General features: G+C 71.1%; 15 protein-coding genes. 3 read left to right on the top strand and 12 right to left on the bottom strand.

Annotated features, from left to right (window positions below):
- Nucleotides 1–2: 2 nt before the first annotated feature.
- From ACIRQ7_RS04355 to ACIRQ7_RS04310, 10 genes are all read right to left on the bottom strand, one after another.
- Nucleotides 3–668 (bottom strand): hypothetical protein, encoded by a 666-nt coding sequence (locus ACIRQ7_RS04355; protein ID WP_404259731.1) that lies wholly within the window; start codon nt 666–668, stop codon nt 3–5.
- Nucleotides 669–834: 166 nt separating this feature from the next.
- A complete protein-coding gene (locus ACIRQ7_RS04350) occupies nt 835–1,506 on the bottom strand; it encodes a hypothetical protein (protein WP_404259729.1) in 672 nt (223 codons plus the stop codon).
- Between the two features lie 22 nt (nt 1,507–1,528).
- Nucleotides 1,529–8,332, bottom strand: a complete 6,804-nt coding sequence (locus ACIRQ7_RS04345) for a DUF4157 domain-containing protein (protein ID WP_404259728.1) — start codon at nt 8,330–8,332, stop codon at nt 1,529–1,531.
- The gene (locus ACIRQ7_RS04340; protein ID WP_404259727.1) at nt 8,329–8,688 is read right to left on the bottom strand and encodes a hypothetical protein; all 360 of its coding nucleotides are present in this window, start codon (nt 8,686–8,688) and stop codon (nt 8,329–8,331) included. Before ACIRQ7_RS04340 ends, ACIRQ7_RS04345 begins: the two co-directional genes overlap by 4 nt.
- Nucleotides 8,679–10,724 carry an ATP-binding protein gene (locus ACIRQ7_RS04335; protein WP_404259726.1) on the bottom strand — a complete coding sequence of 682 codons (2,046 nt, stop codon included), beginning with the start codon at nt 10,722–10,724 and terminating at the stop codon, nt 8,679–8,681. The genes ACIRQ7_RS04340 and ACIRQ7_RS04335 overlap by 10 nt, the downstream gene beginning before the upstream one ends.
- 6 nt (nt 10,725–10,730) lie before the next feature.
- Complete coding sequence (locus ACIRQ7_RS04330) at nt 10,731–11,885, bottom strand: Pvc16 family protein (RefSeq protein ID WP_404259725.1); 1,155 nt, start codon at nt 11,883–11,885, stop codon at nt 10,731–10,733.
- A 4-nt stretch (nt 11,886–11,889) separates the two neighbouring features.
- Nucleotides 11,890–12,660, bottom strand: coding sequence for a hypothetical protein (locus tag ACIRQ7_RS04325; protein WP_404259723.1), 771 nt, complete (start codon nt 12,658–12,660; stop codon nt 11,890–11,892).
- On the bottom strand, nt 12,653–13,429 hold the full coding sequence (locus ACIRQ7_RS04320) for a hypothetical protein (protein ID WP_404259721.1): 777 nt from the start codon (nt 13,427–13,429) through the stop codon (nt 12,653–12,655). The genes ACIRQ7_RS04325 and ACIRQ7_RS04320 overlap by 8 nt, the downstream gene beginning before the upstream one ends.
- A 121-nt stretch (nt 13,430–13,550) precedes the next feature.
- Nucleotides 13,551–14,075: a phage tail protein gene (locus ACIRQ7_RS04315; RefSeq protein ID WP_401461953.1), complete on the bottom strand. Its 525-nt coding sequence runs from the start codon at nt 14,073–14,075 to the stop codon at nt 13,551–13,553.
- Between the two features lie 39 nt (nt 14,076–14,114).
- On the bottom strand, nt 14,115–15,962 hold the full coding sequence (locus ACIRQ7_RS04310) for a phage tail sheath family protein (protein ID WP_404259719.1): 1,848 nt from the start codon (nt 15,960–15,962) through the stop codon (nt 14,115–14,117).
- An 838-nt stretch (nt 15,963–16,800) separates the two neighbouring features.
- On the opposite strand from ACIRQ7_RS04310, the gene sucC reads away from it, so the two are divergent.
- Nucleotides 16,801–17,976, top strand: a complete 1,176-nt coding sequence (gene sucC, locus ACIRQ7_RS04305) for an ADP-forming succinate--CoA ligase subunit beta (protein WP_404259717.1) — start codon at nt 16,801–16,803, stop codon at nt 17,974–17,976.
- Between the two features lie 20 nt (nt 17,977–17,996).
- On the top strand, nt 17,997–18,881 hold the full coding sequence (gene sucD / locus ACIRQ7_RS04300) for a succinate--CoA ligase subunit alpha (protein WP_401461962.1): 885 nt from the start codon (nt 17,997–17,999) through the stop codon (nt 18,879–18,881).
- A gap of 121 nt (nt 18,882–19,002) precedes the next feature.
- On the opposite strand, the gene ACIRQ7_RS04295 is transcribed toward sucD, so the two are convergent.
- Nucleotides 19,003–20,190 (bottom strand): hypothetical protein, encoded by a 1,188-nt coding sequence (locus tag ACIRQ7_RS04295; RefSeq protein ID WP_404259715.1) that lies wholly within the window; start codon nt 20,188–20,190, stop codon nt 19,003–19,005.
- Between the two features lie 146 nt (nt 20,191–20,336).
- Here ACIRQ7_RS04295 and ACIRQ7_RS04290 point away from each other — a divergent pair, with 146 nt between their 5' ends.
- A complete protein-coding gene (locus ACIRQ7_RS04290; protein ID WP_404259713.1) occupies nt 20,337–22,643 on the top strand; it encodes a DUF6350 family protein in 2,307 nt (768 codons plus the stop codon).
- Between the two features lie 43 nt (nt 22,644–22,686).
- On the opposite strand, the gene ACIRQ7_RS04285 is transcribed toward ACIRQ7_RS04290, so the two are convergent.
- Entirely contained in the window at nt 22,687–23,745 is a 1,059-nt protein-coding gene (locus tag ACIRQ7_RS04285) for a hypothetical protein (RefSeq protein WP_404259711.1), read from the bottom strand.
- Nucleotides 23,746–23,917: the final 172 nt, after the last annotated feature.

Here is a 23,917-nt window from a genome sequence, read left to right as displayed (position 1 = left end):
CCTCAGATCCCTCCCCCGAGCCCAAGCTGCGCCAGGCTCCCGCCCCGCGCCCGCCGGGCCAACTGCTCCTTCTGCGCGAGATGCGCGAGATACAACTCGGCACCACGATGCCCGGCCGGCAGATCGCTGACCGTCAGCACCTTCATCCCGATGCTGAGCGACGCCCGAATCGGGTTGAGGTTGACGTCGAAAGCCGACTCATTGACGGACAGCTCGGTCAGCCGGACCGGCATGACCCGCTTGCTGCCCCAGGTGAACAGCGTCAACGGCATCTCGATCGGGCTGATCTCAATAGTCCCCTTCTTACTGAGCCTGGACGCGGCGCGCAGCTGCGCGGTGGTCGGCTGCACCAGCATTTCGAGGACGGCGAGTTGAGGATGAATCCCATCGGGCGCGGCCACGTCCAGCTGATCGGTCGCGTCGATCTCGGCCGTGAACTTCCAACTCTCCTGCGCGGGGCCCTTGAGACGTAGCGCCTCGTTCCGATCCCCACCACTCCCGCCTCCGCCACCGCCGCCTTCCCCTCCGGCGGCCTGAGGCGCAACCGAGCGTTCGAGCGTGTCCGGGTTGAACTGCAGCACGATGATGCGCTGGGGGGTGCCGCGCTCGGGATCGACGATGACCATGCCGGAGCGGATGGGCTTGGGGATGTCGGCGTAGGTGGTCACAGTCGGGCCTCCAGGCGGGGATGGCGCAGGGTGATGTCCTCGACACTGAGGTGGCGCCACCCCAAGCGCCGTATGTCATAGGCGAGTTGCTTAGTGATGCAGTGCCGTCCTTCATCATGCGCTGGCCCGAATGGGTCGTTGGCGAAGGAATCTGGGCTTGTCGGCTTCACGAGAGTCGCGCGGACAGTCGCTCCCGTAGGGGCGTGTAGTCGCATTCCGGGAAGACGTGCGGCAGGACGTCGAGCATTCTCACGATTCGGTCAGCCGTCCGCTCGAACTCCCATTCGTTGAGGGGTGCCTGGGTGTAGAGGTGCTGCCAGCCGAATGCACCCTTTGTGAGACGTAGGTGTTCTACATACGTGTTGTAGTCGAGATCCATTTGCCACAATCCTCGCTCGTGATCGGAAAACCAGATCTCGAGGTTCTTCACTCCAGACTGCAATCGGATCGCAACGAATGACCCAGTGCCTGTGAACGGGGCATCGTCGATGACGCGAAGTTCCACACCGATGCGCTGCTCCTCGTCCGAGTAGAGGGATGGATCGAAGCTTGGAGGATTCTCGCGCACGGCCTGCTGCAAAGGCGTGAGAAAGAATTCACCCGTTACCAATTGATAAGGATCTATGGTCTTCCACTGGCTTCCGATCTCTGAGAATCGAACGGACCGCTCGTAGAGAGAAGCGTCGAGGTGAGGGCCGCTCGGGCCCTCTGTAGCGCCGGGAACGGAATCTCGAGTAACCGGTCCCTGGGTTTCATGAACCACCTGAATCCCAGGATGATGTCGAAGTTCCTCCTGGATCCGGACCCATCCTTGCTCCCAGGGTGTCACGTTCTGCATTTCGCGTCCTCCTCGCAAATTTCTAGAATGTCAGCCACTTATGTCTGGCGGCTCTCCTGAGTCTCCTGATGGTCTCGGGCTTATTCTTGTAGCTCCCTCCGGTGGAAGTCTCGTCCTGATCTCCGGATTGAAGGTGTTCGTCTTTTCTGAGCGCCCTGGCCAGGGCGCTCACATTGTCGAACGTTTTCCCTTCTCTCAGTCTGATGATCCTCTCGGCGAAATACATGCTGATTCCTGTTGCCCGGCGGAGCGCATGCACGTCATCCCGGTTCACGTTGGCGACATGGGGTGCGTAGTCATGTTCTTCAGGCGGCGGCCGGAAATTACGCGGCCAGGTTATGGTGGCTGGATCCCGCTTCCAGTGGCTGCCGGTATAGCTGTATCCGCCCCACATGACTTTAATGGAGCTCGGGAATCCGGGGAATTTGTCATCGCTGTAGTAGGCGACATTTACGTCGTACCAGATCATGTTATTAAGCTTCCCCTTCCACTTGGAATTCCGCACCGCCTTGCCAAGTGCCCGGGCCGCGGGATGTTCCACGGCAATGGCGGCTTCCTTGTTCTGAGCCCCACGTGCAGGAACCAGATTGGAGGTTGTTGCGTCACCTCCGAGTGGCGCAGGAAGCAGGTGCATGCGTACCCACTTGCCGCCGGTGCTGTATGGCTTCCCATCTGGGCCTCGCTCGTCAGCCACCATCTCCCAGCCCACGGGTAGGGCGTCCAGCGCGTCCTCCGCTTCCGTTCCCTTCTTAAGGGGCTCGTGAATGTGGTGGGCTTTGAAACTCTGTGCCTTCTGCCGACCGTTCGTGAATGGTGGGAGCTTCGTCGGTGGAAGAGCGGGTTCGGCCCCCTGGGGGTTCCGGTAATCGTTGCGGTCGTCGCTGTGGGTGTGTCCGTTCGTGACGCCCTGGCTGGGGTTTAGGTGTGCGGTGATATCGAATTTCTGGTTGTTCGACTTGCTGAGCGCTGTGAGGCGGTAGTGGGCCCGTAGTCCGTCGCGCATGGCCTGATGGTCTGACTGCGATATGCCGCGCTCTAGCTTTGCGTTGATGATGGGCCGAATCCGAGCCACGATCTTGCGCAGCCTGTCGCTCTTCGACTCCTTTGAGTCCTCGTCCCTCTTTGTTCTGTCTTTGTCCGGCTTGGGCTTGGGCCTGCCGGGTTTGCCCGGGCCATGCTTGTCGTGGCGCGGCCCGGGCTTGCCGGGCCCCGTCTTGTTGTCCTTGGGCCGGGGCCTACGTGGGCCATCCCCGTCCGGCTTCGGCTTGGTCTTGCTGTTGCCGTCCCTGTCGCCGTTCGGGTTCTTGCTGTCCGCGTCCTTGCCGTCCTTGTCCTTCGGCTTGTTCGGGTCCTTCGGCTTCGTGGGGTCCTGGTCCTTGGGCTTGTCCGGCGCCTTGCTGTCCGTGTCCTTCGGCTTCGCGTCCGGGTCGGGTTTCGGCTTCGGTTGGGGCTCCGCCTTCGGCTTGGGCTTTGGGGCAGGCGTCGGGCGGGTGTCCTGCTTGACGGGGGTGTCCTTGTCGAGCCTTGGCCGGCCCGGCTGGTCCGTGGCCTTGGGCTTGTCGGGGCCGGCCTGGTTCTTGGACCTGCTCGGAGCGTCCTTGTCGGTCTTGGGTTTGCCGGGGGTGTGGTCCTTCGGCTTGCTCGGGCCCGCGTCCGTGTCCCTGTCCGGGGTCTTCGTCGTGGGCTTGTTCGGGTCGGCCTTGGGGCCCGGCTTCGCGTTGGGCCTGGTGTCCGGGCCGGTGCCCTTGCCCGGCTTCGGGAGGGTGGAGGTCGGGCGGGGGGCTTCCTTGTCGGGCGCCGGCTGTTCCTTCTTGCCGCCCGTGCGGGGCCGTTGGTCGTCCCCTGCGCCGTTCTGTCTGCCGCCGCCCCCGCCGGCCCCGCCCCCCTTGTCCCCCTTGCCGAGCTTCGCCGCCACCGACTTCAGGCGGCGGCCCACCTTCGCGAGGTACTTGCCGATGCCGTTGAGGAGGGCCTCGTAGGCCAGTTCCAGGAGGGCGACGATGCCGGCCGCGACCGCCTTGGCGAAGAGGACGCCCGCGCCGCCCTGGCGTACCGCCTTGAGCCAGTCGAGGACGGCGCCCATCGCGCGGAGGATCTCGCCGAGGGCGCCGATCGCCGTGCGGATCGCGTCGATCACGGCCATCACCCAGCCCGCGCCGGGGATCAGCTTCGCGATGACCTTGGTGATGACGATCTCGCCGATGATGAAGGGGAGCTGGGGGACGATCGCGTCCCAGGTCTCCTTCACGATCTTTTCGAGGGTGAAGCCGCCCTTGATGAGCTTGTCGATGATCGCCTTCGGGATGCCGATGATCTCTTCGATCTTCGACTGGAACCATGCCTTGACCGCGTTCTTGACCTCGCGGAACAGGTGGTTCTTCGCGCCGTCGACCGCCGAGTTCTTCGCGCCGCTCAGCCAGCCGCCCGGATCGTCCATGAAGTCGACCGCGATCATCATGAACTCGCCCAGGGCGCCGAGGAGTTTGGACGCGTACTCCAGTACCGTTTTGATCGCGTCCACGACCGCCTTGATGACGTCCATGAGCATCTTCTTCAGGACGTTCAGAATGTCGCTGAGGAGCTTGGCGATGCGGTTGAGGAGGTCGGTGATGATTTTCTTGAGGAGCGTCGCCAGCTTCGTGACCAGGGCTATCGCCGCCGCTATCAGGTCCGTGACGAACTTCCTGATCCGGCGCGCGAGTTCGATGATCATCTTGACCATGTTCTTCGCGAACTCGATCAGGTCGTTGATCAGGTTCCTGATCGTGTCGACGACGAACTTGCGGGCCTCGTTGATCCAGCGCTCGACGTTCTCCTTGAAGTTCTTGATGAAGTTGACGACCGCGTCACGCGCGTCCCGGATGACCCGGACGATCGCGTTCTTGATTTCCCGGACCTTCTCCTTGAGCCAGTCGAAGGCCTTGGTGAGCCAGTTGCCCGAGTCGTTGGCCGCGGTGTCGGTCTTCTGCTTGGCGTCCGTCTCCGCCTTGTCGCCCTTGTCCTTGATCTTCTTGTCGCTGTCCTTCTTTTCCTTCTCCGTGTCGTCGTCGGTCTTCTTTTCCCGGTCCTTGACGTCCTTACGTACCTTGTCGCGCTTTTCCGACTTCTTCGTGCCGAGCTTCGTGAGCTCCTCGTCCTGACTCTTGCGCCAGTCGCCGCGCTGCGACGTGACCTCCGAATGGGCCTTCGCGCGCTCGCCCGTCTGCTCCGCGGTGTTCTTGGCCACCTCGCCGGCGACCTGCTGCCTGTGCTTCGCCTGCGACTCGCGGAAGCCCTTGTCCTTGGTCTGGCGACCGTCGGACATCTCCTTGTGGCCCTTGCTGAAACTCTGCTGGAACTGCGGCTTCCGATCGTGCTCCGCCACGGTCGAAGCCGCCTCGGCGGGCACCGCCCCCGTCGACGCCTTGCCCGTGCGCACGCCGCCCTTGCCGCCCTCGCGGCCGGGCACCTTGCCCTTCAGCTCTTCTTTGGGGGCGTTGGGGTAGACCTGGTTCTCGCCCATCGTGCGCCCGGCGTCGTCACGGCCCGTCGTGACGGTCTCCTGGCCCTTGGCGTCGACCGACTGGCCCTGCTCACCGGCCTTCTCGTCGGCGGCGCTCTCCATGTTCACGCCCGGCGCGTTGCCCGCCTGGGCCTGCTTCAGGGCCTCGTCCTTCGTCGGGAGCCCCGCGAACTTGGCGGCCAGCTCCTCCTTGTCCACCTTGAAGCCGAGCTTCTCCGCGACCCAGCCGACACCGAAGCCGAGGGCCATCTTGAAGGTGTCCCAGCCGCCCGGCTCCTCGGCCTTCTCCGCCTCGATCTGGCCCTCGGGCTTCTTCTCGCCCTTGACCTCGGCCTTCTCGTCCTTGGGCGCGTCGGATTTCTTCGCCTGATCCTGGGAGTACTGCGCCGCGGCGTCCGCCCTGGGCTTTCCCTCCAGGGTCTGGGGCGCGCCCGCCGGGCGCTGCATGTTCGGCGGTGCGGCGGCGAGCTGCTTGTGCTCGTCGCCGACCGTGCGGTCCACCGAACCGCCCACGCCGCCCATGGCCTCAAGTGCCTTGTGGGGCTTGAGCTTTGCGGCCGAGGACAGGCCCGCCTCGGGGGAGATCTGTGAGAGGTTCGGTGCGGGGCCCGAGTCCTTCTTCTTCCCCTTGGCCGACGCGCCGCCCTTGCTGCTGCCTCCGCCGCCCCCGCCGCCGCGAGGCGCCTTGGGCGCGGGGGCGGCGTCAGGCGCGGTGAACTTGGCGCCGGGTTCCTCCTTCGCTCCCGGCTCTTCCTTGGGCGTCTTCGACGGCTGCGGGTTCTCCTTCGGCGCGGGCGCGGACCCCTTCACCGGTTCTCTGGGCGTGGACTCCTTCACCCCGGGAGAGTCCGGCCCCTGGGTGTTCGCGCCCCCCGAGGGAGAGCTCTGCCCGGCCGTCTCCGTCTCCGTCTCCGTCGACGGCGGGCCGCTCTGCGCCCCCGAGGACGCCTGGCTGCTCGCACCCCCCGGCGTATCCGCGTTCGAGCCGCCCGAGACATGCGTGTCCCGCGCGGGTGACGGCGACGTGCTGTCCTGGCCCTTGTCGCCGACGGTCTCCGCCGTATTGCCGTCGCCGTGGCCCGCGGTGGCCGGTTCCGCCTTCTTCTGGCCGTCGTTCCGCTGCTCGTCCTTCTTCGGTTCTTCGCCCTTGCCGGCCGTCTCCGGTGCCGCGGACTTGCCGCCCGCGGCCTGCTGGGACTGCTTCTCCTGGGCGCCCCCGGCCGTGTCGCCCGCGCCCCTGGCGCCCTTCTCCTCCTTGGCGGCGGGCTCCTTCGCCTCGCCGCCGCCCTCCGTCGTGCCCGGTGACTCCTGCACCGCCTTCTGCGCCGCGACGGGGCCCGCCTTCGGGTCGTCCCCGCTCTTCGGGTCCTTCGACGCGGCACCCGCGCCCGGCCGGGAGCCGGCGATCCCTTCCGCGTCCGGGTCGCCGGAGAAGGCGTCGCCGGGCCCGCCCTCGGTCTCCACCGACGGCGCGGACTCCAGGGGCGCCTCGGCCTCGGCTTCCTCCGGCTCGGCCTCGGCTGCTTCGTCCTCGGCGTCCTCCGCGTCCCGCTCGGCCTGCACCTGGTCGGCCCTGGTCGGCGGGGGAGCGGGGAAGGACGGCGCCGCCCGGTCGGCGGGCGCGGACGGATCGAGTGTCTCCGCCGTCGGTACCCCGGACACGTCGAGGTCCTGCTGGGGGAGGAAGTCCTCCGGCTGGAGCTTGGTGTCCCAGGCGCTCTGCTCGGCGCCGCCGACCTCCACCTCCGACGTGCTGCCGGAGCCGAACGGATCGTCGTCGGCGGCCTCTTCGGGGCCGTCGAGGTCCTGGTTGCGTACGCCGTCGAGCCTGCTGGTCCGGCCGGGCAGTTCGGTGTCCCTGCCCGCCGCTCGGGGGGAGCCCTGGGGCGTGTCCCTGCCGCCCTTGTCCTCCTGCTTCACCTGCTGGCCCGCGACGTGCTGCTCGGCGGCTTCCGGGCGGTTCTTCGCCGCGGACTCCTCCTTGCTCGCGGCCGCCGCGCCCTGCTGGGCGGTCTCCTCCTTGCCCGCCGCGCCCTTCTTGTCGTCCCCGCTCTTCCGGTCCGCGCCGTCCTTCTTGCCCTCGCTGTCCTTCTTGCTCTCCTGAGCACCTCCGGACTTCTGCTGACCGTCTTCCCTGCCGCCCGCGGCCGCCGTGCCCGACGAGTCCTTCTCCGCGGAGGCCCGGCCTCCGGCGGAACCCGGCTGCTGCTTCCCGGCGGACGACGCACCGCCCTTGCCTTCCCCTGCCGCGGGCTCCTGCGTGCCGCGCGGCGCGCCGCCGCCCTGCGGAGTGCTTCCGCTCTGCGGCGTGCCGCCGTTCTGTGGCGTACTGCCGGGCGTGGCCGGAGCCTCTGCCCGGTCCTTCTCGGGGCCGGGCGCCACGGCGGGCTTCTCCTGCCGGGCCCGCTCCTCCTGCGCCGTGCGCCGCTCACTGTCCCGCTCGGTGCGCAGCTCGTCGGCCGCGTCGGGCTCCACCGCCGGCGCGTCCTGCGCCGCCCACTCGGTGGTGTCGGCCCCGAGGTCGCCCTGCGCCTCGATCTCCTCGACCAGGTCGAGCACCCGGTCGTGCTCCGAGCCGAGCAGCCGGTGCTCCAGGCGTACGAGCACGTGGTCCCGCAACTCGTCCGGCAGCCGCGCCAGTTGGGTACGGGTGCGCTTCGACAGGTCCTCGGGGTCGCCGCGCAGCGAGCGCATGACGGAGTTCGTCAGGCGGTCGAGGAGGGTCGCCGGATCGATCTGCTCGGCCCGGTTGCGGTCCGCGTCCACCGTCGCGTACCGCAGCCACCCCGGCGTCGCCCGGCCCTTCTCGACCTCGTCCGCCGCCGGTTCCTCCGTGCGTACCGAATCCCGCAGCGCTCCCAGCACGGACTCCTGGGCCGCCGACTCCGCTTCCCGTTCGATGGATTCCTGGGGGAGGGATACGGACCCCAGGTCGCGCCCGGCCCGCAGCGCGCCCAGCCCGTGCGGGTTCTGGACCGTGTGCAGGAGTTCGTGGGCGAGCAGCCGCTGACCGTCCGCCGTCCCCGGGCGGTATGTGCCCTCGCGGAAGAAGATGTCCTGGCCGACGGCGAAGGCGTCGGCGCCCATCATGTCCGCGAGCCGCCCGGAGTCGCGGTCGGTGTGCAGGCGGACCTGGCTGAAGTCGTGGCCGAGCTGCTCTTCGAGGTCGCGGCGGACGCTCAGGTCGAGGGGCTGGCCTGCGCCGCTGACGATGTCCTTGGGCTCGGGGGTACGGGACGTGGCGTTCCGTTCCCTGCGCTTGCGGCGCTTTTCGGCGGCGGTGGACCGGCTGTTGTCCTGGGTGGAGGAGTGGGACGTGCTCATCGGGGCTCACCCCGTCCCATGAGGCCGGCGTGGACCGAGCGGGCCAGGGCCTCGCCCAGGCGCGTGGGTGAGGTCGTACGCGGCAGGGGCGGCAGGCCCGCGAGCCCGTCGAGGGACACCGGGGAGCCGTCGGCCGCCAGGGGGACACCGCGTTCGTGGACGAGGCGGGCGAGTTCGCGTTCGAAGGAGGCCGATACGCGGGCCGGGTCGATGCCCGCGTCGAAGCCGTCCAGGACCAGTTCGCCGATGTCGATGCGGAAGGTGCGCGGGGGCTCGGCGGCTGCTGCCGGGCGGGGCGTGACGCCGCCGTCCGGCGCGTCGGGGCGGGGATGCCCGCGGTGCTCGTTCAGACCCATCCGTGGACCTCCGACGGCGTCAAGGAGCGTTCCAGCTTCAGGTATTCGGTGCGTGCGGCCGCCAGCATGTGGCGCATCTGGAGGCGGTCGCCCTCCTCGGCGGCGAGGAAGGCGCCGGAGAGGGCGATGTTGCGGATCGAGCCGCCGGCGACGGTGAGTTGGGCGAGGAGGGCCGGGTCGATGCCCTTCGTGGGGGCCTGGCTCGGCAGTACGCGGCTCCAGATTTCCGCGCGCTCCTTCTCGCCGGGGAAGGGGAAGTCGACGACGAAGCGGATGCGGCGCATGAAGGCGGTGTCGAGTGCCTTCTTCATGTTGGTGGTGAGGATGGCCAGGCCCCGGTACGCCTCCATGCGCATCAGGAGGTAGCTGACCTCCAGGTTGGCGTAACGGTCGTGGCTGTCCTTGACCTCGCTGCGCTTGCCGAAGAGGGCATCCGCCTCGTCGAAGAGCAGCAGGGCACCGCCGCGTTCCGCCGCGTCGAAGACACGGCTCAGGTTCTTCTCGGTCTCCCCGATGTATTTGCTGACGACCTGGGAGAGATCGATGATGAAGAGGTCGAGGCCCAGCTCCTTGGCCATGACCTCGGCGGCCAGTGTCTTGCCGGTGCCCGAGCCGCCCGCGAAGAGGGCGGTGACGCCCAGGCCGCTGCGCAGCGCCTTGGCGAAACCCCAGTCCTGGTAGACGGTGCTGCGCTGCCGTACGTGCGCCACGACCTCCTGGAGGATCTTCAACTGCCGCTCCGCCAGGACGAGATCCCGCCAGCCGGCCCGCGGCTCGATGCGCCGCCCCAGCTCGTCCAGGCCCATCCGCGCCTCGTTGAGTCCGGCCTGCCAGGCCAGGTCCCCGGCGCCCTCGGCACCCGCTCCGGGCAGATCGCGGCGGACCGTCGCGGCGGCCGCTCGTATGACATGGGGCGGGAGTTGGAACTGCGCCACCAGCGACTGCACATGACGTGCCGTCACCTCGGGTACGCCCGCGAAGGCGTCGGACCACAGGCCCAGCTGCTCCTCGGTGTCCAGCTTCGGTACGGTCACCCGCTCGCCGCGCGGCGCTCCGGTCGGCCGCGGATCCGGGCCGGAGACGACGAGGGGTACGGCCGCGCCCGCGATGAAGGCATCGGCAGCGGCGTGCTGGTCCCGGTCCATCTCGCCGACCTCGATCAGCAGCGCCGCGGGCAGCAGGATCGCCTCGCGCTGCCAGAGACGGGCGAGGCGGTCCCGTTCGCCGGCGTCGGTCGGTACGTCGTCGGCGGCCATGGAGTACAGCCCCAGGCCCGAACGGCGGGCCGCGGTGGCCGCGATGTCCGCGCGCGTGCGCAGATCGCCGCCGACCAGCTCCACGCGCGGCGGCGCGTCCGGCCCCGCGCCCGCCCAGCCCGCCGCGACCCGGCCCGCGGCCCGCTCGTGCGAGGGCGGCAGGCCCCCGGGCGCGGTGGTGCGGCGCAGCAGCCCGTGCAGCTTGGCGTCCAGATAGGGGGAGCCGACGAGGAAGTGCAGGATCCGCTCGTCGAGGCGGATCCTGCTGGTGGTCAGCCGGGTCTCGTCGTCCAGTTCGATCAGACGCCAGCGGCGCAGCGGCGCGACGGGCGTCAGCGCGCTCCAGTGCGGTGCGCCCAGGGCCGCCAGCGCGAGCGAGAAGGTGGGGTGGGTGCGGCTCGGGTCGCCGCTCGCCGCGGCGCAGCGGGAGCCGGTGGTCGGATCCAGCTCGGCCGCGGCGGCGAGCAGCACGATCTCCCGCTCGAAGGGGCTCAGCCCGAAGCAGTCGGTCAGCGCGTCGAGGGTGGGGAGCGGGGCGTCGTAGGGCTCGGGAGCCGGTGTGGAGGGCGCGGGCTCGCGGTCTTCCGGCGGGCTGCCCGGCACGTTCGTTCGGGCCCGCCCGGCGTGGGCGTCCAGCCGCACCAGAACGGAACGCAGCGCGGCCGCCAGCGCGGCGCCGTCCGCCGCACTGCTGCCGGCCTCGCCGCTGCCCGCCCCGCCGCCCGCCGCAGCCGGCCCGTTGCCGCCGCCCATGTCCTTGTCCGCCCCCGCGCCGCCCATCGCGCCTCAGCTCTCCTTGCCGTCGTCCGTGCGGGCCGCGCCGTCGGCGGGGTCCGCCCCGTCCGTACGGCCGGCGTCCGCACCGCCCGGCTCGTCCGCGCGGTGCGGGCCGCTCGTACGGGGGCGGACGCCGCCCTCCCGCTTGGACCCGCCGGCGGCCTTGGACGTACGCGAACGGGCGGGCGCAGCCCCCGATGCGCTGCCGCCACGGCCGCCTGCCGCGTCGCCGTCCGCCTTCTTCGCGGCACGTGCACCGCCCCTACGGGGAGCGGCCGACGCCGCCTTCGCCACCGTGGACCGCATGTTGGTGGTCGCACCGTCGTGGGTGACGGGCTTCGCGCCGGCCGGCTCCGGGCCGGGTGGGGCGGCGTCCGGGGAGGCCGCCCCGGCGCGCTTCGTGGCGCTCCCCCGGCTGCCCCCGCTTCCTCCGCGCGCATCGCTCGCCGCCGCCTTCGCCGCGCCCTTGCGCGCCGTCGGCACCGTGCCCCCGGCTCCCGCCTGCGCGCCTTCGCCGGCCGCCCGTCCGGGGGCCGGTCGCTCCGGCGCCCCCGCCGCCCCGAAGGGCAGCACCGTGACCTCCGGCCGCTGCACCGGCTTCGCCGGGAGGGGCGTCTGGTGGCCGTCGAGCAGCACCAGCGACGCCTGGTAGACGACGGACAGGGAGTACGGGGTGTTGTGGAGCATGCCCCAGAGCTTCGAGGTCTCGTCGACGTCCATCTGGGTGGGCGTGAAGCGCACCCGCTGGAGCGACTCGGCGAGGTCGCTGCCCTCCAGATACGGCCGCTGCGCCGCCTCCTCGATCAACTCCGCGGGCAGCACCGGTATTTCGTGCAGGGTGCGGACCACGCTGCCGATCAGCCGCTGGCCGACCAGCTCGGTCTCCTCGCCGTACGCACTGATCACGAAGTGCAGGTCCAGCGCCGCCGCGGGCCGCTTGAGCAGGGTGCCGTCGGAAGCGCGGGTGGCCAGATCGCTGTTGCGCATCGAGGGGTTGTGGGTGACCTGGTAGAGGAAGACCGTGATCGTCGGGTCCGTCGGAGGGTCGGCCGGCGGCTTACGGGTCTCCACCGAGACGGCCATGTCGATCTCGGGGTGCAGATTGTGCTCGATCAGCAGCGCAAGGGCCTGGGTGACCGTCGCGACGGCGAGTGCGTTGCTCATGACGTCAGTTCCTCTTCTCGTCGCGGGAGAGGTAGTCCGTAAGGCTCAGCGCCGGGCCGCGCCGCACCGCCCGGCCGGGATCGGCGGGCTCCTTGCGGGCCGGGCCGCCCGCGGCGGTGACCTCCAGCCGCCCGATGTGTACGTGCACCACCTGCTCGGCCGGGCGGCCGCCCCGCCGCCCCGCCGCGGTCTTCCGGGCCGCCGCGCCGCGCGCCGCCGCGTCGTCGCGCGGGCGCAGGAGGGCGGCCGGGGCCGGGGCGGCGGTGGCCCGGGGAGTGGTGAGGAGTGCGGGCGGGCGTCCGGACGGGGTGTCGTCGTCCGGCGGGGCGCCGGCCGGGCGGCGGGGCCGCACCGTCCCCGCGGTGGCCGGGCGGGCGCGGTCGGCCGGAGGGCCTGCGGGGCGGAGCAAGGGCGCGGCCGGGCGCGGGCCGCCGTCCCGGCTGCCGTCCGGGGCGTCCGGCGCGGTCGGCCCGTCGCGGACCACGGTCTCCCGCTCGGTGGTCCGCACCTCCCGCTCCACCCGGGTGAACTCGGCGCCCGGGAGGTGCGGGTGTGCCGTCGGCGGTGTGAGCAGGCCGGGTGCCGTGCCCGGCTCGTCACGGTCGCCGGCGCGCAGTGACTCGATGCGTTCGAACGGGCCGGGGAGCCGTGGGCGTACCCGTGCGGGCCGGCCGGTGCCGGGGGCGTCCGCGGGAAGGCCCGGCAGCGGACCGGCGGCGGGCGCGGGCGCATGCCGGGCCAGCAGCCGGTCGAAGTAGTCGGGCAGCTCAGGCATCTGCGCACAACTCCAGGTAGTGGCGGCGGCGTTGCGGGCTGAGCGCGAGGACCTCCGGCTCGCTCCAGCCGTATGCGGTGGCGAGCAGATGGACATCGAGGAGGACGTCCCGGGCCCAGGCGTCCAGCTCGGTCCACAGGTAGTCGGCGATGTCCAGCTCGGCCGGGGTGGCCTCGCCGCATTCGGGGCAGGCGATGTTCAGGGTGATCTCGGCGGCCGGGTCGGCGCGTTCGGCCTCCTCCGCCAGGCGCCGGCGCACCTTCTCCGGCAGCGCACCCGGCAGTTGAGCGGCAGGCACCGGCTTCCCGTCCCGGGCGGCCGCGACCGTGCAGCGGGTCAGCAGCAGCTGCTGCGGGCCGGGAGGGTCCAGGGCGGTGGCCGGGTCGGCGAGTGCGCGGGCGACGGCGGCGAGGTCGGCGACGGTCGGCAGCCGGAAATCGACCACCCAGCCGCCCTCGACCACCCGCAGCACTCCCTCCTCGAAGGCCGGATCGTCCGGCGGCCGGGCGAACCGGCCCGCGTCGAGGTCGAATTCCATCGCCTCGGCGCAGGACGCGCATTCCACCCGTACCTGCATCCGCTCGCCGAACAGCGCCCGGCGCAGCGCGAAGAGGTCGGCCGCGCGCCGGCCGACCGGCACCGACAGCAGGGCTTCGGTGCCGGCCTCCGGGCGGGCCGCACGGTGCAGCAGCAGGGCGCGGCCGGGTGCGTCCCGGTCCAGCCCCGCCTCCCAGGTTGCCAGCAGTTCAGCCGGGCCCGTCAGCACCATCCCTCACCCCGTGCCGTCGTCCGCACGCCGCGCGTCGTGTGCGCGGCGCGTCACCTGCGCCCTCGGGCGCCCCCTGTCGCACCGGCCGCAGCCGGCCGTCCCTCCGCCGTACGCACCGCCCTCAGGCGGGATGCGTGAACGACGGCTCCTGCGGTTCGGGCACCTCGTAGTCCCGCTCCCAGCCCTCACACTCCAGCTTCAGGCTCTGGATGGCGACGGCGTTGGCGTTGGCGTCCATCTCGCCCAGGACCTGGTATTCGCTCGGCCAGGACCGGTAGATCTTGTGCGAGACGGCGACCTGCCCGGCTTCGTTGAGGACCTGGATCACGATGTCCTTGCGGAAGTCGGCCAGCGAGACCTCGGAGCCGAGTCCGGCGCCGACCTGCCAGACCTTGTTGGCCCAGCGGTCGAACTCCGGGTCGTGGGTGACCCCGCGCTCCAGGGTGATCCCCTCGAACTCCGAGCGTCCCGGGGATTTGCGCGGTGAGCTGGGGTCGCCGCCGTGCCGGTGCTTGACGACCTCGGTGGTGCGCTTCAACGGGCTGATCTTGCTGATGCCCGCGACCGTACGACCGTCCCACAGGACCAGGAACTTGAAGTTCTTGTACGGGTCGAAGCGATGGGCGTTGATCTGAAACTCAGCCATCGGATTCCTTCACGTCCTTTTCCCTCACGTCCCCGGACGTCAGATGTCGAACTGACCGGCCATCTGCTGGATCTTGACGATCACGAACTCCGCGGGCCTGACCGGCGCGATACCGACCACGACATTGACGATGCCGCGCTCGATGTCCTCGTCGGTCGTGGTGTCCTTGTCGCACTTGACGAAGTACGCCTGGCGCGGAGTGCCGCCCTTGAAGGCGCCCTTCTCGAAGAGCGCGTGCAGATAGGCGGAGGCGTTGAGCCGGATCTGCTGCCACAGCTGCTCGGTGTTGGGCTCGAAGACGACCCACTGGAGGCCGCGCAGCAGGCTCTCCTCGACGTGCAGCGCGAGACGCCGCACCGGGACGTACTTCCACTCGCTGTCCAGCGCGTCCGCGCCCTCCAGGGTGCGGGCGCCCCAGACCAGCGGGCCGACCATCGGGAAGGTGCGCAGGCAGTTCACGCCGAGCGGGTTGAGCAGCCCGTTCTCGCGGTCGGTGAGCTTGACGGTGAGCGAGTGCACACCCGCCAGCCGCGCCTCGGTGCCGGCCGGTGCCTTCCAGACGCCGCGCTCGCTGTCCGTACGGGCGATGACACCCGCGACGGCGCCGGAGGGCGGGAAGGACCGCAGCCGCCCGGTGAGCGGGTCGGTGAGCTGGAGGTGCGGGAAATACAGGCCCGAGTGATTGCCGCGCACCGGTTCGAAGGCGGCGATACCGGCCCGTGCGGCGTCCACGCTGCCCCAGGCACCGGGCGCGTCGACGAGCAGGAAGATCCGCCGCTCCTTGCACAGCCGCTCGGCGGCCGAGAGCACCGTGACCATGTCCGCGGTGTTCTCGTACGACGCCAGCTCCGGCAGCGAGAGCAGATTGACGTCGTGGACGTCGCGCAGCGCCTGGAGCCCGCTCTTGCGGGACTCGCTGCCGATGAGGTCGCGCGGTCCCGGCGGGTCGCCGTCCTCGCCGCCGCAGAGCGCGAAGACCGGCGGGTTGACGGACGCTTCCAGGCCCAGGTCGTTGGCGCATTCGCCGACGAAGCGGACCACGTCGTCGGGGTCGGTGGACCCGGCGACGACCTGGAGGCGGCGCCCGAAGGCGGTGACCTCGGCACCCGCGAAGGCGTGCTTGCCGGGGGCGTCGGGCAGGGCGCGCAGCTTGTGCTCCAGCAGCAGCGCCAACTCCGTGACATTGCACGGTGCTTCGCCGTCGCAGTCCGGGTCGTGGAGTGTGAACTCACGCTCCACCTCACCGATCTTGACCGTCAACTCAACGTTGAGGTCGGGGAGTTCGTGGTGGAACGCCTTGGAGACCGTGCCGGACGGGTCCGGCCGTCCCTCGCCGACGACCTCGACGCGGATCAGCGACGAGCCGGAGTTGATCACCGTCTCGGCGTACCGGCCGTGACCGGAGTCCATCGACAGGCCGGAGTAGGCCTCGCGGGCGGTGCCGTGCGCGTCCAGGACCTGGAGGTTGAAGGTCTCGTCAGGGCGGCGGGTGTCGTAATCGACGGCGACCCGGAGGCCGGAGCCCCAGATGCCCGGCTCCTTGGCGTGCACCTCCAGCACCGGGCACTGGCTGTGCCCCTCGGTCGACTCCAGGGTGACGCAGGCTTCCTTGCCGCTGCCGGCCTTGGCGACCCGGACGATCACGGCGATGGTGCCGCCGTTGCCGAAGAACTGGTGGACGGCGTAACCGACCGGGCTCTGCGAGGTCAGTCCGCCGAAGCGGCGCTCGAAGTCGGCGAAGCTGGTGATCCGGACCGGCTGATGGAGCGGGCCGCGCCGGGTGTGGCCCACGAAAGCGGTCACGGACGTGGTGACGGTGGTGATGCTGCGGATGCTGCTGGGAAGCTCTTCGACATAGACGCCGGGATAGGTCGTATGTGTCGGCATTCCCCCTCCAATCCCTTCAGGCACCGAGTGTGAGGACACCAAGAAATCGAGAAAGGGGGAGGGACGGCGGGTGCGGAGGAGCCCACGGCCGCCCTGTGCCCGCGGTCGCGCATCCCCCCGCCACCCATCAAGTTCCCCCGTCTGCACCCGAAGCGGAGCGGCCTGCCGGCCGACCTGCACGGGACCAAGCCTGAAGCTTGTGACTCCTGATGCGTAAGCATGCGTAAGTGCTCAACGCAGTGTCCGTTGGCGGCAGTTGAGGGGTCAAGAGGCCTTTCCGGACACCCCTGGCGGATGGGTCGGTCGCGGTGCGGACGTGGTGTGCAAAGAGGTTGTGCCGGACGCCGCACATCCTTCTCCCACTGTTTTCCCTTTCCCCGGAAGCGGAACCGGACGACCTGGGGCGCACAGGGAGATAACGGGGTGATCCGCCGAGCGGGAGGGGGTGGGAGCGCGCCGGTTACGCGCCCCCGCCCCCGTCGCCCCGGCCCGCCCGCCGACGAAAACCGGCCGCCGACCGGTCACGGCCCACCGGCCCGCACCGGCACCCGTCCACCGGGGCGCCGATCGGTCGCCAGGGCGGCCGGGCTGCGAAATCCGTGTCGCCGACCCGTTCCCGCCAGGGGATCTGTGACCGTAATCACCGCCGGAGTGTGATCTGCGATTTAGGGACCCAGGTCCAGCGGCGATAACCTGCGAGACGGACATGCCGCGTATTCGGACACCGTGTACGCCTCCCCTGTGACAGCGCCGTCACGTTGCCCTTCGCGGCACGCCCATCGCAGAGAACGAACCGCGATCACTACGGCGATTCTGAGAAGACAAGGGACGGACGCGCGTGGACCTGTTCGAGTACCAGGCGAGGGACCTCTTCGCCAAGCACGGTGTACCGGTGCTGGCCGGTGAAGTCATCGAGACGCCTGAGGCGGCGCGCGAGGTGGCCGAGCGACTGGGCGGCAAGGCTGTCGTCAAGGCGCAGGTCAAGGTCGGTGGCCGCGGCAAGGCCGGCGGCGTGAAGCTGGCCTCCGACCCGGCCGACGCGGTCGCGAAGGCCGACCAGATTCTGGGCATGGACATCAAGGGCCACACGGTCCAGAAGGTCATGCTCGCCGAAACCGCGGACATCGCGGAGGAGTACTACGTCTCCTTCCTGCTGGACCGCACCAACCGCACCTTCCTCGCCATGGCGTCCGTTGAGGGCGGCGTGGAGATCGAGGTCGTGGCGGAGGAGAACCCCGACGCGCTGGCCAAGATCCCGGTCGACGCCAACGAGGGCTGCACCCCGGAGAAGGCCGCCGAGATCGTCGCCGCGGCGAAGTTCCCGGCCGAGATCGCCGGCCAGGTGGCCGACGTCCTCCAGCAGCTGTGGACCGTCTTCATCAAGGAAGACGCCCTCCTCGTCGAGGTCAACCCGCTGATCAAGTCCGGCGACGGCAAGATCATCGCGCTGGACGGCAAGGTGTCTCTCGACGAGAACGCCGACTTCCGCCAGCCCGAGCACGAGGCGCTTGAGGACAAGGCCGCAGCCAACCCGCTCGAGGCTGCCGCCAAGGCCAAGGGCCTCAACTACGTCAAGCTTGAGGGCGAGGTCGGCATCATCGGTAACGGTGCCGGTCTGGTCATGTCGACGCTGGACGTCGTCGCGTACGCCGGTGAGAACCACGGCAACGTGAAGCCCGCCAACTTCCTCGACATCGGTGGCGGCGCCTCCGCCGAGGTCATGGCGAACGGCCTGGAGATCATCCTCGGCGACCCGGACGTCAAGTCCGTGTTCGTCAACGTCTTCGGTGGCATCACCGCCTGTGACGAGGTCGCCAACGGCATCGTCCAGGCCCTGGAGCTGCTCAAGTCCAAGGGCGAGGACGTCAACAAGCCGCTGGTCGTGCGCCTCGACGGCAACAACGCGGAGCTGGGTCGCAAGATCCTTTCCGACGCCAACCACCCGCTGGTGCAGCGCGTGGACACCATGGATGGCGCGGCCGACAAGGCCGCCGAGCTCGCGGCTGCGAAGTAAGGACGAGGGACTCCAACACCATGGCTATCTTCCTCACCAAGGACAGCAAGGTCATCGTCCAGGGCATGACCGGCGCCACCGGCATGAAGCACACCAAGCTCATGCTGGGTGACGGCACCAACGTCGTCGGTGGCGTGAACCCGCGCAAGGCCGGCGAGAAGGTCGACTTCGACGGCACCGAGGTGCCCGTCTTCGGCTCCGTCGCCGAGGCGATGGAGAAGACCGGCGCCGATGTCTCCGTGATCTTCGTTCCGCCGAAGTTCGCCAAGAGCGCCGTCGTCGAGGCCATCGACGCCGAGATCGGCCTCGCGGTCGTCATCACCGAGGGCATCGCGGTGCACGACTCCGCCGCCTTCTGGGCGTACGCGGGTGCCAAGGGCAACAAGACCCGGATCATCGGCCCGAACTGCCCCGGCCTGATCACCCCCGGCCAGTCCAACGCCGGCATCATCCCGGGCGACATCACCAAGCCCGGCCGCATCGGCCTCGTGTCCAAGTCCGGCACGCTGACCTACCAGATGATGTACGAGCTGCGTGACATCGGCTTCTCCTCGGCCGTCGGCATCGGTGGCGACCCGGTCATCGGCACCACCCACATCGACGCGCTGAAGGCCTTCGAGGCCGACGCCGACACCGACCTGATCGTGATGATCGGCGAGATCGGCGGCGACGCCGAGGAGCGTGCGGCCGACTTCATCAAGGCCAACGTCACCAAGCCGGTCGTCGGCTACGTCGCGGGCTTCACCGCGCCCGAGGGCAAGACCATGGGCCACGCCGGCGCCATCGTCTCCGGCTCCTCCGGCACCGCCCAGGCGAAGAAGGAGGCCCTGGAGGCCGCCGGCGTCAAGGTCGGCAAGACCCCGTCGGAGACCGCCCGGCTGGCCCGCGAGCTCCTCGTCGGCTGACCGAAGCCTCCCGGCAGCACCGGATCCGTCCGGCGCACCAGGCCGCGGGCCCGTACCCCATTCCGGGTACGGGCCCGCGGCCGTTGTGCCTGCCGGGGGCGTCCCGCTCGCGGCCCGGCCGTCAGCGGAACTCCGGGACGAGCCGCGCCCCCGGCGGCAGGTCCTGCACGGCCGCGTTCCCGGGGTCGTCGGAAGGCGCGGCGGAGGGCGGGGCGGCCTCGGCGTCCGGGGCCGTGCCGGCCGTGTCGTCCGCGCCGCCGTGACCCGTCCGGGCACCGGGGGAGGCGGCCTCATCGGGCGCGGCCGTCGACGACGAGGCGGGCTGCTCCTTCACCGGAGGGGTGTAGCCGTCCGGTGTGGTGAACAGCACGATGACGGTCGCCAGCGCGATCAGCCCGGTCAGCCCGAGCGCCGCCCGGGTGGTCCGCGTGGTGAACCGCTCACTGCCGCTGCGCACCGCCCGCGCCCCCGGCGGCGCCACCGGCTGCGCCGCGGCCAGCTCCGTGAGCCGGGCATGCAGGATCTCGCCCTGCCGCAGCGGCGGCAGCTCGCCGAGCCCCAGTTCCGGCAGCCGCTCGGCGACCTTCTCCCGCGCATGCGTCAGCCGCCCGGCCGCGGCCGGCGTACTCGCCTCGATTTCGGCCGCGGTCTCGTACAGCCCGAGCCCGACCCCGTCGTGCAGCAGCAACGTGCGGCGGTACGGGGCCGGCAGTCCCAGCATCGTGTCCAGCAGTGCGCGGTCCTCGGGGGCGGTGGGCGGTGCCGGCGCCTTGGGCGACGTCTTCTCGGCGGACCGGTGGCCGGGGCGCAGCCGGTGCCACGGCGACAGCGCGTACTCGTACGCGGCCGCCCGCACCCACCCCGCCGGATCCGGATCGACCGCCACCTCCGGCCACCTCTGCCACGCCAGCTGGAACGCCCGCTCCACGGCCTGCTGCGAGAGCCGGGGCCGGCCGGTGAGCAGGACCACCTGCCGGATCAGGGCGGCGGCATGCCGCGTGTAGAGCGCGTCGAAGGCGGCGGCGGCCTCCCCGGGGGCGCGCTCGGAGGCGTCGCCTGGCGAAGCGTCAGGCGAGGGGTCGGAAGCGGGAGTTGAGCCGCCTTCAGAACCCGTGACCGGGTGGGTTGCTGCGGTGCCGTCACCTGTGAGGCCGGGGGCGGGGGTGGTGTCAGGTGCGGTAGGGGTGCTCCCGCTCCCGTCCTCGCTCCCGCTCCCGCTTCCGTTCGCTTCGGGGGTCGCGTTCCGCTCCGGTTGCTGCTTCCGCCGCGCCCGACGTGGTCGTTGGGGCCGCTGTTTGCGCTGAGTCATGACTGCCTCTCCACACCGAAGCCCGACGGGCCGACGAACCTCGCAGTACTGAGCAGTGTGGAAACGCGCATAAGCACATACTGCGCGACACGTCGGGCATTTACCCAGTACCTGGATGAATCGTGTGTTGTTGGCAGCATGGCGATGTGAGCCAGCTGACTGATCGTGGCCCCGTCCTGTCGTCGCACGGCCGCACCGCCGCGCACCGCTCCTCCGCGATCGGCGGCGCCTTCCTCGGGGGCGTGACGGCCGCAGGCCTGGGCCTCGGGGCGTTCGCCGTCGCCGTACTGCTGCTCTGGGTCGCCTCGCCGTACCCGGGCGGCGACCCGTCCAGGTCCCTGCACCTCGCCGCCGACCTGTGGCTGCTCGCGCACGGCGGCGATCTCGTCCGCGGCGCCACCCACTCCGGCACCCCGGCCCCGGTGGCCCTGACGCCGCTGCTGCTCGCCGTCCTCCCCGTCTGGCTGCTGCACCGGGCGGCCCGCCACACCCTGGCGACGACGGCCGGAGACCGGGCCGGCGCCGGCGCGGGCAGGGGCACCGAAGACGACTCCGATCCCACCTACGGCGCCGTTGCGCCGCGCACCCTGCTCGGGGCCCTGCTGACCGGCTACCTCCTGGTCGCTGCGGGCGTCGTGCTGTACGCCTCGACCGGGCCGCTCAGCGCCGCACCCCTCAGCGCACTGCTGTGCGTACCGGGCGCCGCGGTGACCACCCTGGCCGCCACGGCCTGCCGCATCCTCGGACCCATGAGCCCCGGCCTGCTGCCCCCGTCGGCCCTGCGGGTCCTCAACGGCCTTCCGGACGGCCTCCGCTTCGTCCTCGGGGGCGCCAGGCGCGCCACCGCACTACGCGCCGCCACCGCCGCCACCACCGCCCTGCTCGCCTCCGGCGTGCTGCTCACCTTCCTCGGGCTCGCCCTGCACGCCGGTGACGTACGCCAGGACCTGTTCCGGCTCGCGCCCGATCTGGCGGGCCGCTGCACGGTGGTGCTGCTCTGCCTGACCCTGCTCCCCAACGCGGCGGTCTGGGGTGCCGCATACGGCCTCGGGTCCGGCTTCACGGTCGGCGTCGGCGGCACGATCGGCCCCCTGGGCACGTCAGCACACCCGGCGCTGCCGCATTTCCCGCTCCTCGCAGGCCTGCCGGACGCGGGCCACGGCCGCCCGCTGACCTGGGCGGTCGCCGCGGCGCCGATCGTCGCCGGGCTGCTGCTGGCCCGTTACGCGGCACGTCCCGCGGCCGCACTCGGCGCACCGGGCGGCCCGTGGTCCTGGCGGACCGGTGCGGCCGTCGCCGCCCTGGGCGCCGGAGCCTGCGGGGCGGTGATGGCGGCGCTGGCCGGTGTCTCCGGCGGGGCGATGGGCAGCGGCACGCTCGCCGCCTTCGGCCCGACCTGGTGGCTCACCGGCCTCGCGGCGGCGGGCTGGAGCGCCCTGATCGGCGTCCCGGGCGCGCTCATCCTGCGGGCCTGCCGGCTCCGCTCGGCCCGTCGCGCGAGGGCGGCCGCCGACGCCGCCGTGGCGGAACAACACCCGGCTCCGAAGTCGGCCACGAAGCCGGTTCCGGTGCCCAAGGCGACGCCGGGGCTCAAGCCGAAGTCGGTGCAGAAGCCGACGCCGACGCCGAAGGGGAAGCAGAAGCGGGGCCCGGAGCAGAAGCCGATGCCGGGCCCGGAGCAGAAGCTGAAGCAGAAGTCGGGCCCGGAGCCGACACCGAAGGCGAAGGGAAAGCAGAAGCCGACGCCGAAGGGGGAGCTCAAGCCGAAGGAGAAGCCCAAGCCGAGGGGGGAGCAGCGGCCGAGCCCGACGCCGAAGCCGAAGGGGAACGGGAAGGGCAACCCGACCCCGAAGCCGACCCCGAAGCCGAAGTCGAAGGCGGGGATGGGACCGGCGCCGGAGGCGAAGCCGGTCGTGCCTGCCGAGGTCGCGGCACCGGACGGAGACGTCGCGCGGCCGACGCCGCCGGACCACGGTGCTGTCCGCAGTCCCCGCGCCCGGTGGCCGCGCCGCACCCCTTCCGGCCGGCCCACGTCCACCGTCTCGGACGGGGCAGCGACAGCGGAAGCGGAAGAGGGAGCGACGCCGTCGGCCGAACCGGTACCCGCTCCCGGACGGGCGACCGCTCCACCCCGGCGAGGAGATCCGGAAACCGCAAGAGAAACCGCGACAGCGGCAGAAGCAGCAGAAGCAACGGCAACAGCAGAAGCAACAGAAGCAGCAACGGCAGCTGAGGCCCGTCCGGAAGCGGACGGCCCGTACCGCCTCGGCGGGGCGGTGCGCCGTTTCGACCCCTGGGCCGAAGCGGAGTCCGACTCCCGGGTGGCCCGCTGGGCGGAGCTGCGCGCGTACTCCGGCGGCCCGGTGGGGGACGAGGCCCAGGGCGAGGACGGGGACGAAGCGGTGGACGAGGGCCGGGCGGCCGACGCCCCGAGCGCCGAGCAGGACCGTTAGGGCAGCCCCGCTACTCCTTCGTCAGCGGTCCGTCCCGCGTGGGTCACTCATCCGTGCTGAGCAGTCCGCGCAGTTGTTCCGGGAGGAGGGTCTTGCAGCTGTTGGCGGCCGACTGGGTCAGCGCGTCGTCCACGCACGTGAAGTAGTCGCGGTAGACGAGCTGCACGGTGAAGGTCGCGGCCACCATCATCAGCGCCAGTGAGGCCGTGACCAGGCCGGCGATGGCAGCTGTGGTCTGCGGGCGGGTGGAGCCCGGTCCGGACGGGGCGCCGTGCTGTCCCGGTGTGGTGGCGGTGGGGGCCGGGCGGCCCTCCATCGCCGCGGTCGTCGCCGCGGCCTTGGCCTTGGCGGACCCCGGTTTGGCGGATCCGGGCTTGGCCCGCAGGGAGCTGATGCCCCAGTAGAGCGCGAGCACCCCCAGCAGCAGGGCGATCTCCGGCTGGCTGAAGAGCACGAAGAAGAAGGCCCACATGCCCGCGAGCAGGGCGTAGCGCGCGCGACGCTGGGCGGGGTCGGTGGGGTCCCAGCGCAGGCCGCCGGGGTTGCCGCCCTGATTGCCGGGTCCGCCCTGGCCGCCGCCCTGCTGGCCGTTGCGGGCGCTCGGCCGGGTGCCGAATCCGCCGCTCTGGCGGCCGGGCTGCCGGCTGCTCCACTGGCTGCCCCAGGTCGGCGGCGCGTCCTGCGGAGGCTGTTCGTCGTCGCCGTGGTGATCCTGGCCGTGCGCGTGCTGACGCGGTCGCCACTCCTGGTCGGGGGCGTCGGGGGGCGGCGGTGCGAAGGGGTTGTCCCGGTCCGGTTCGGGCGTACCCGCCTTGCCCGACGCCTCCGGCGCGTCCGAGGAGCCGCCGGTGGAGTCCGTGGAGTCCGTGGAGTCCGTGGAGTCCGTGGGGTCCGTGGAGCCCGTCGGCCCGGAGGAAGAGGAGTCAGGGGAGCCGGAGGAGCCGGAGGAGCCGGAGGAACCAGGGGAGTCCGCAGAGGAGGACGACGACTGGCGCTCACGCGGCAGCAGGACCATCCCGGGGGCGGTGACGGGCTGGGGGTACCACCCAGCGGTAGCCGGGGGAGGGAGGAGGAGGGCCGCGCGGCGGCGTCGGTCCGGCATCTGGAGTGTGTCTTCCCCTTGTCTTGGCCGTCCGTCCGGCGGGTGGGCCAGGCGGTCGATCACCACGAACTGCATGCGTTCTCACGCCCGACGCTACCTCCCGCGCTCGCCCCCGTCCCGTGGGGGCCGCGCGGTGTGCCGGTATCGTTGCTGACGGTCGGCGCCTTCGTAG

This window comes from Streptomyces sp. NPDC101393 (assembly GCF_044767385.1).
Lineage (GTDB): Bacteria > Actinomycetota > Actinomycetes > Streptomycetales > Streptomycetaceae > Streptomyces.
This window is presented reverse-complemented; position numbering and strand designations above follow the sequence as displayed.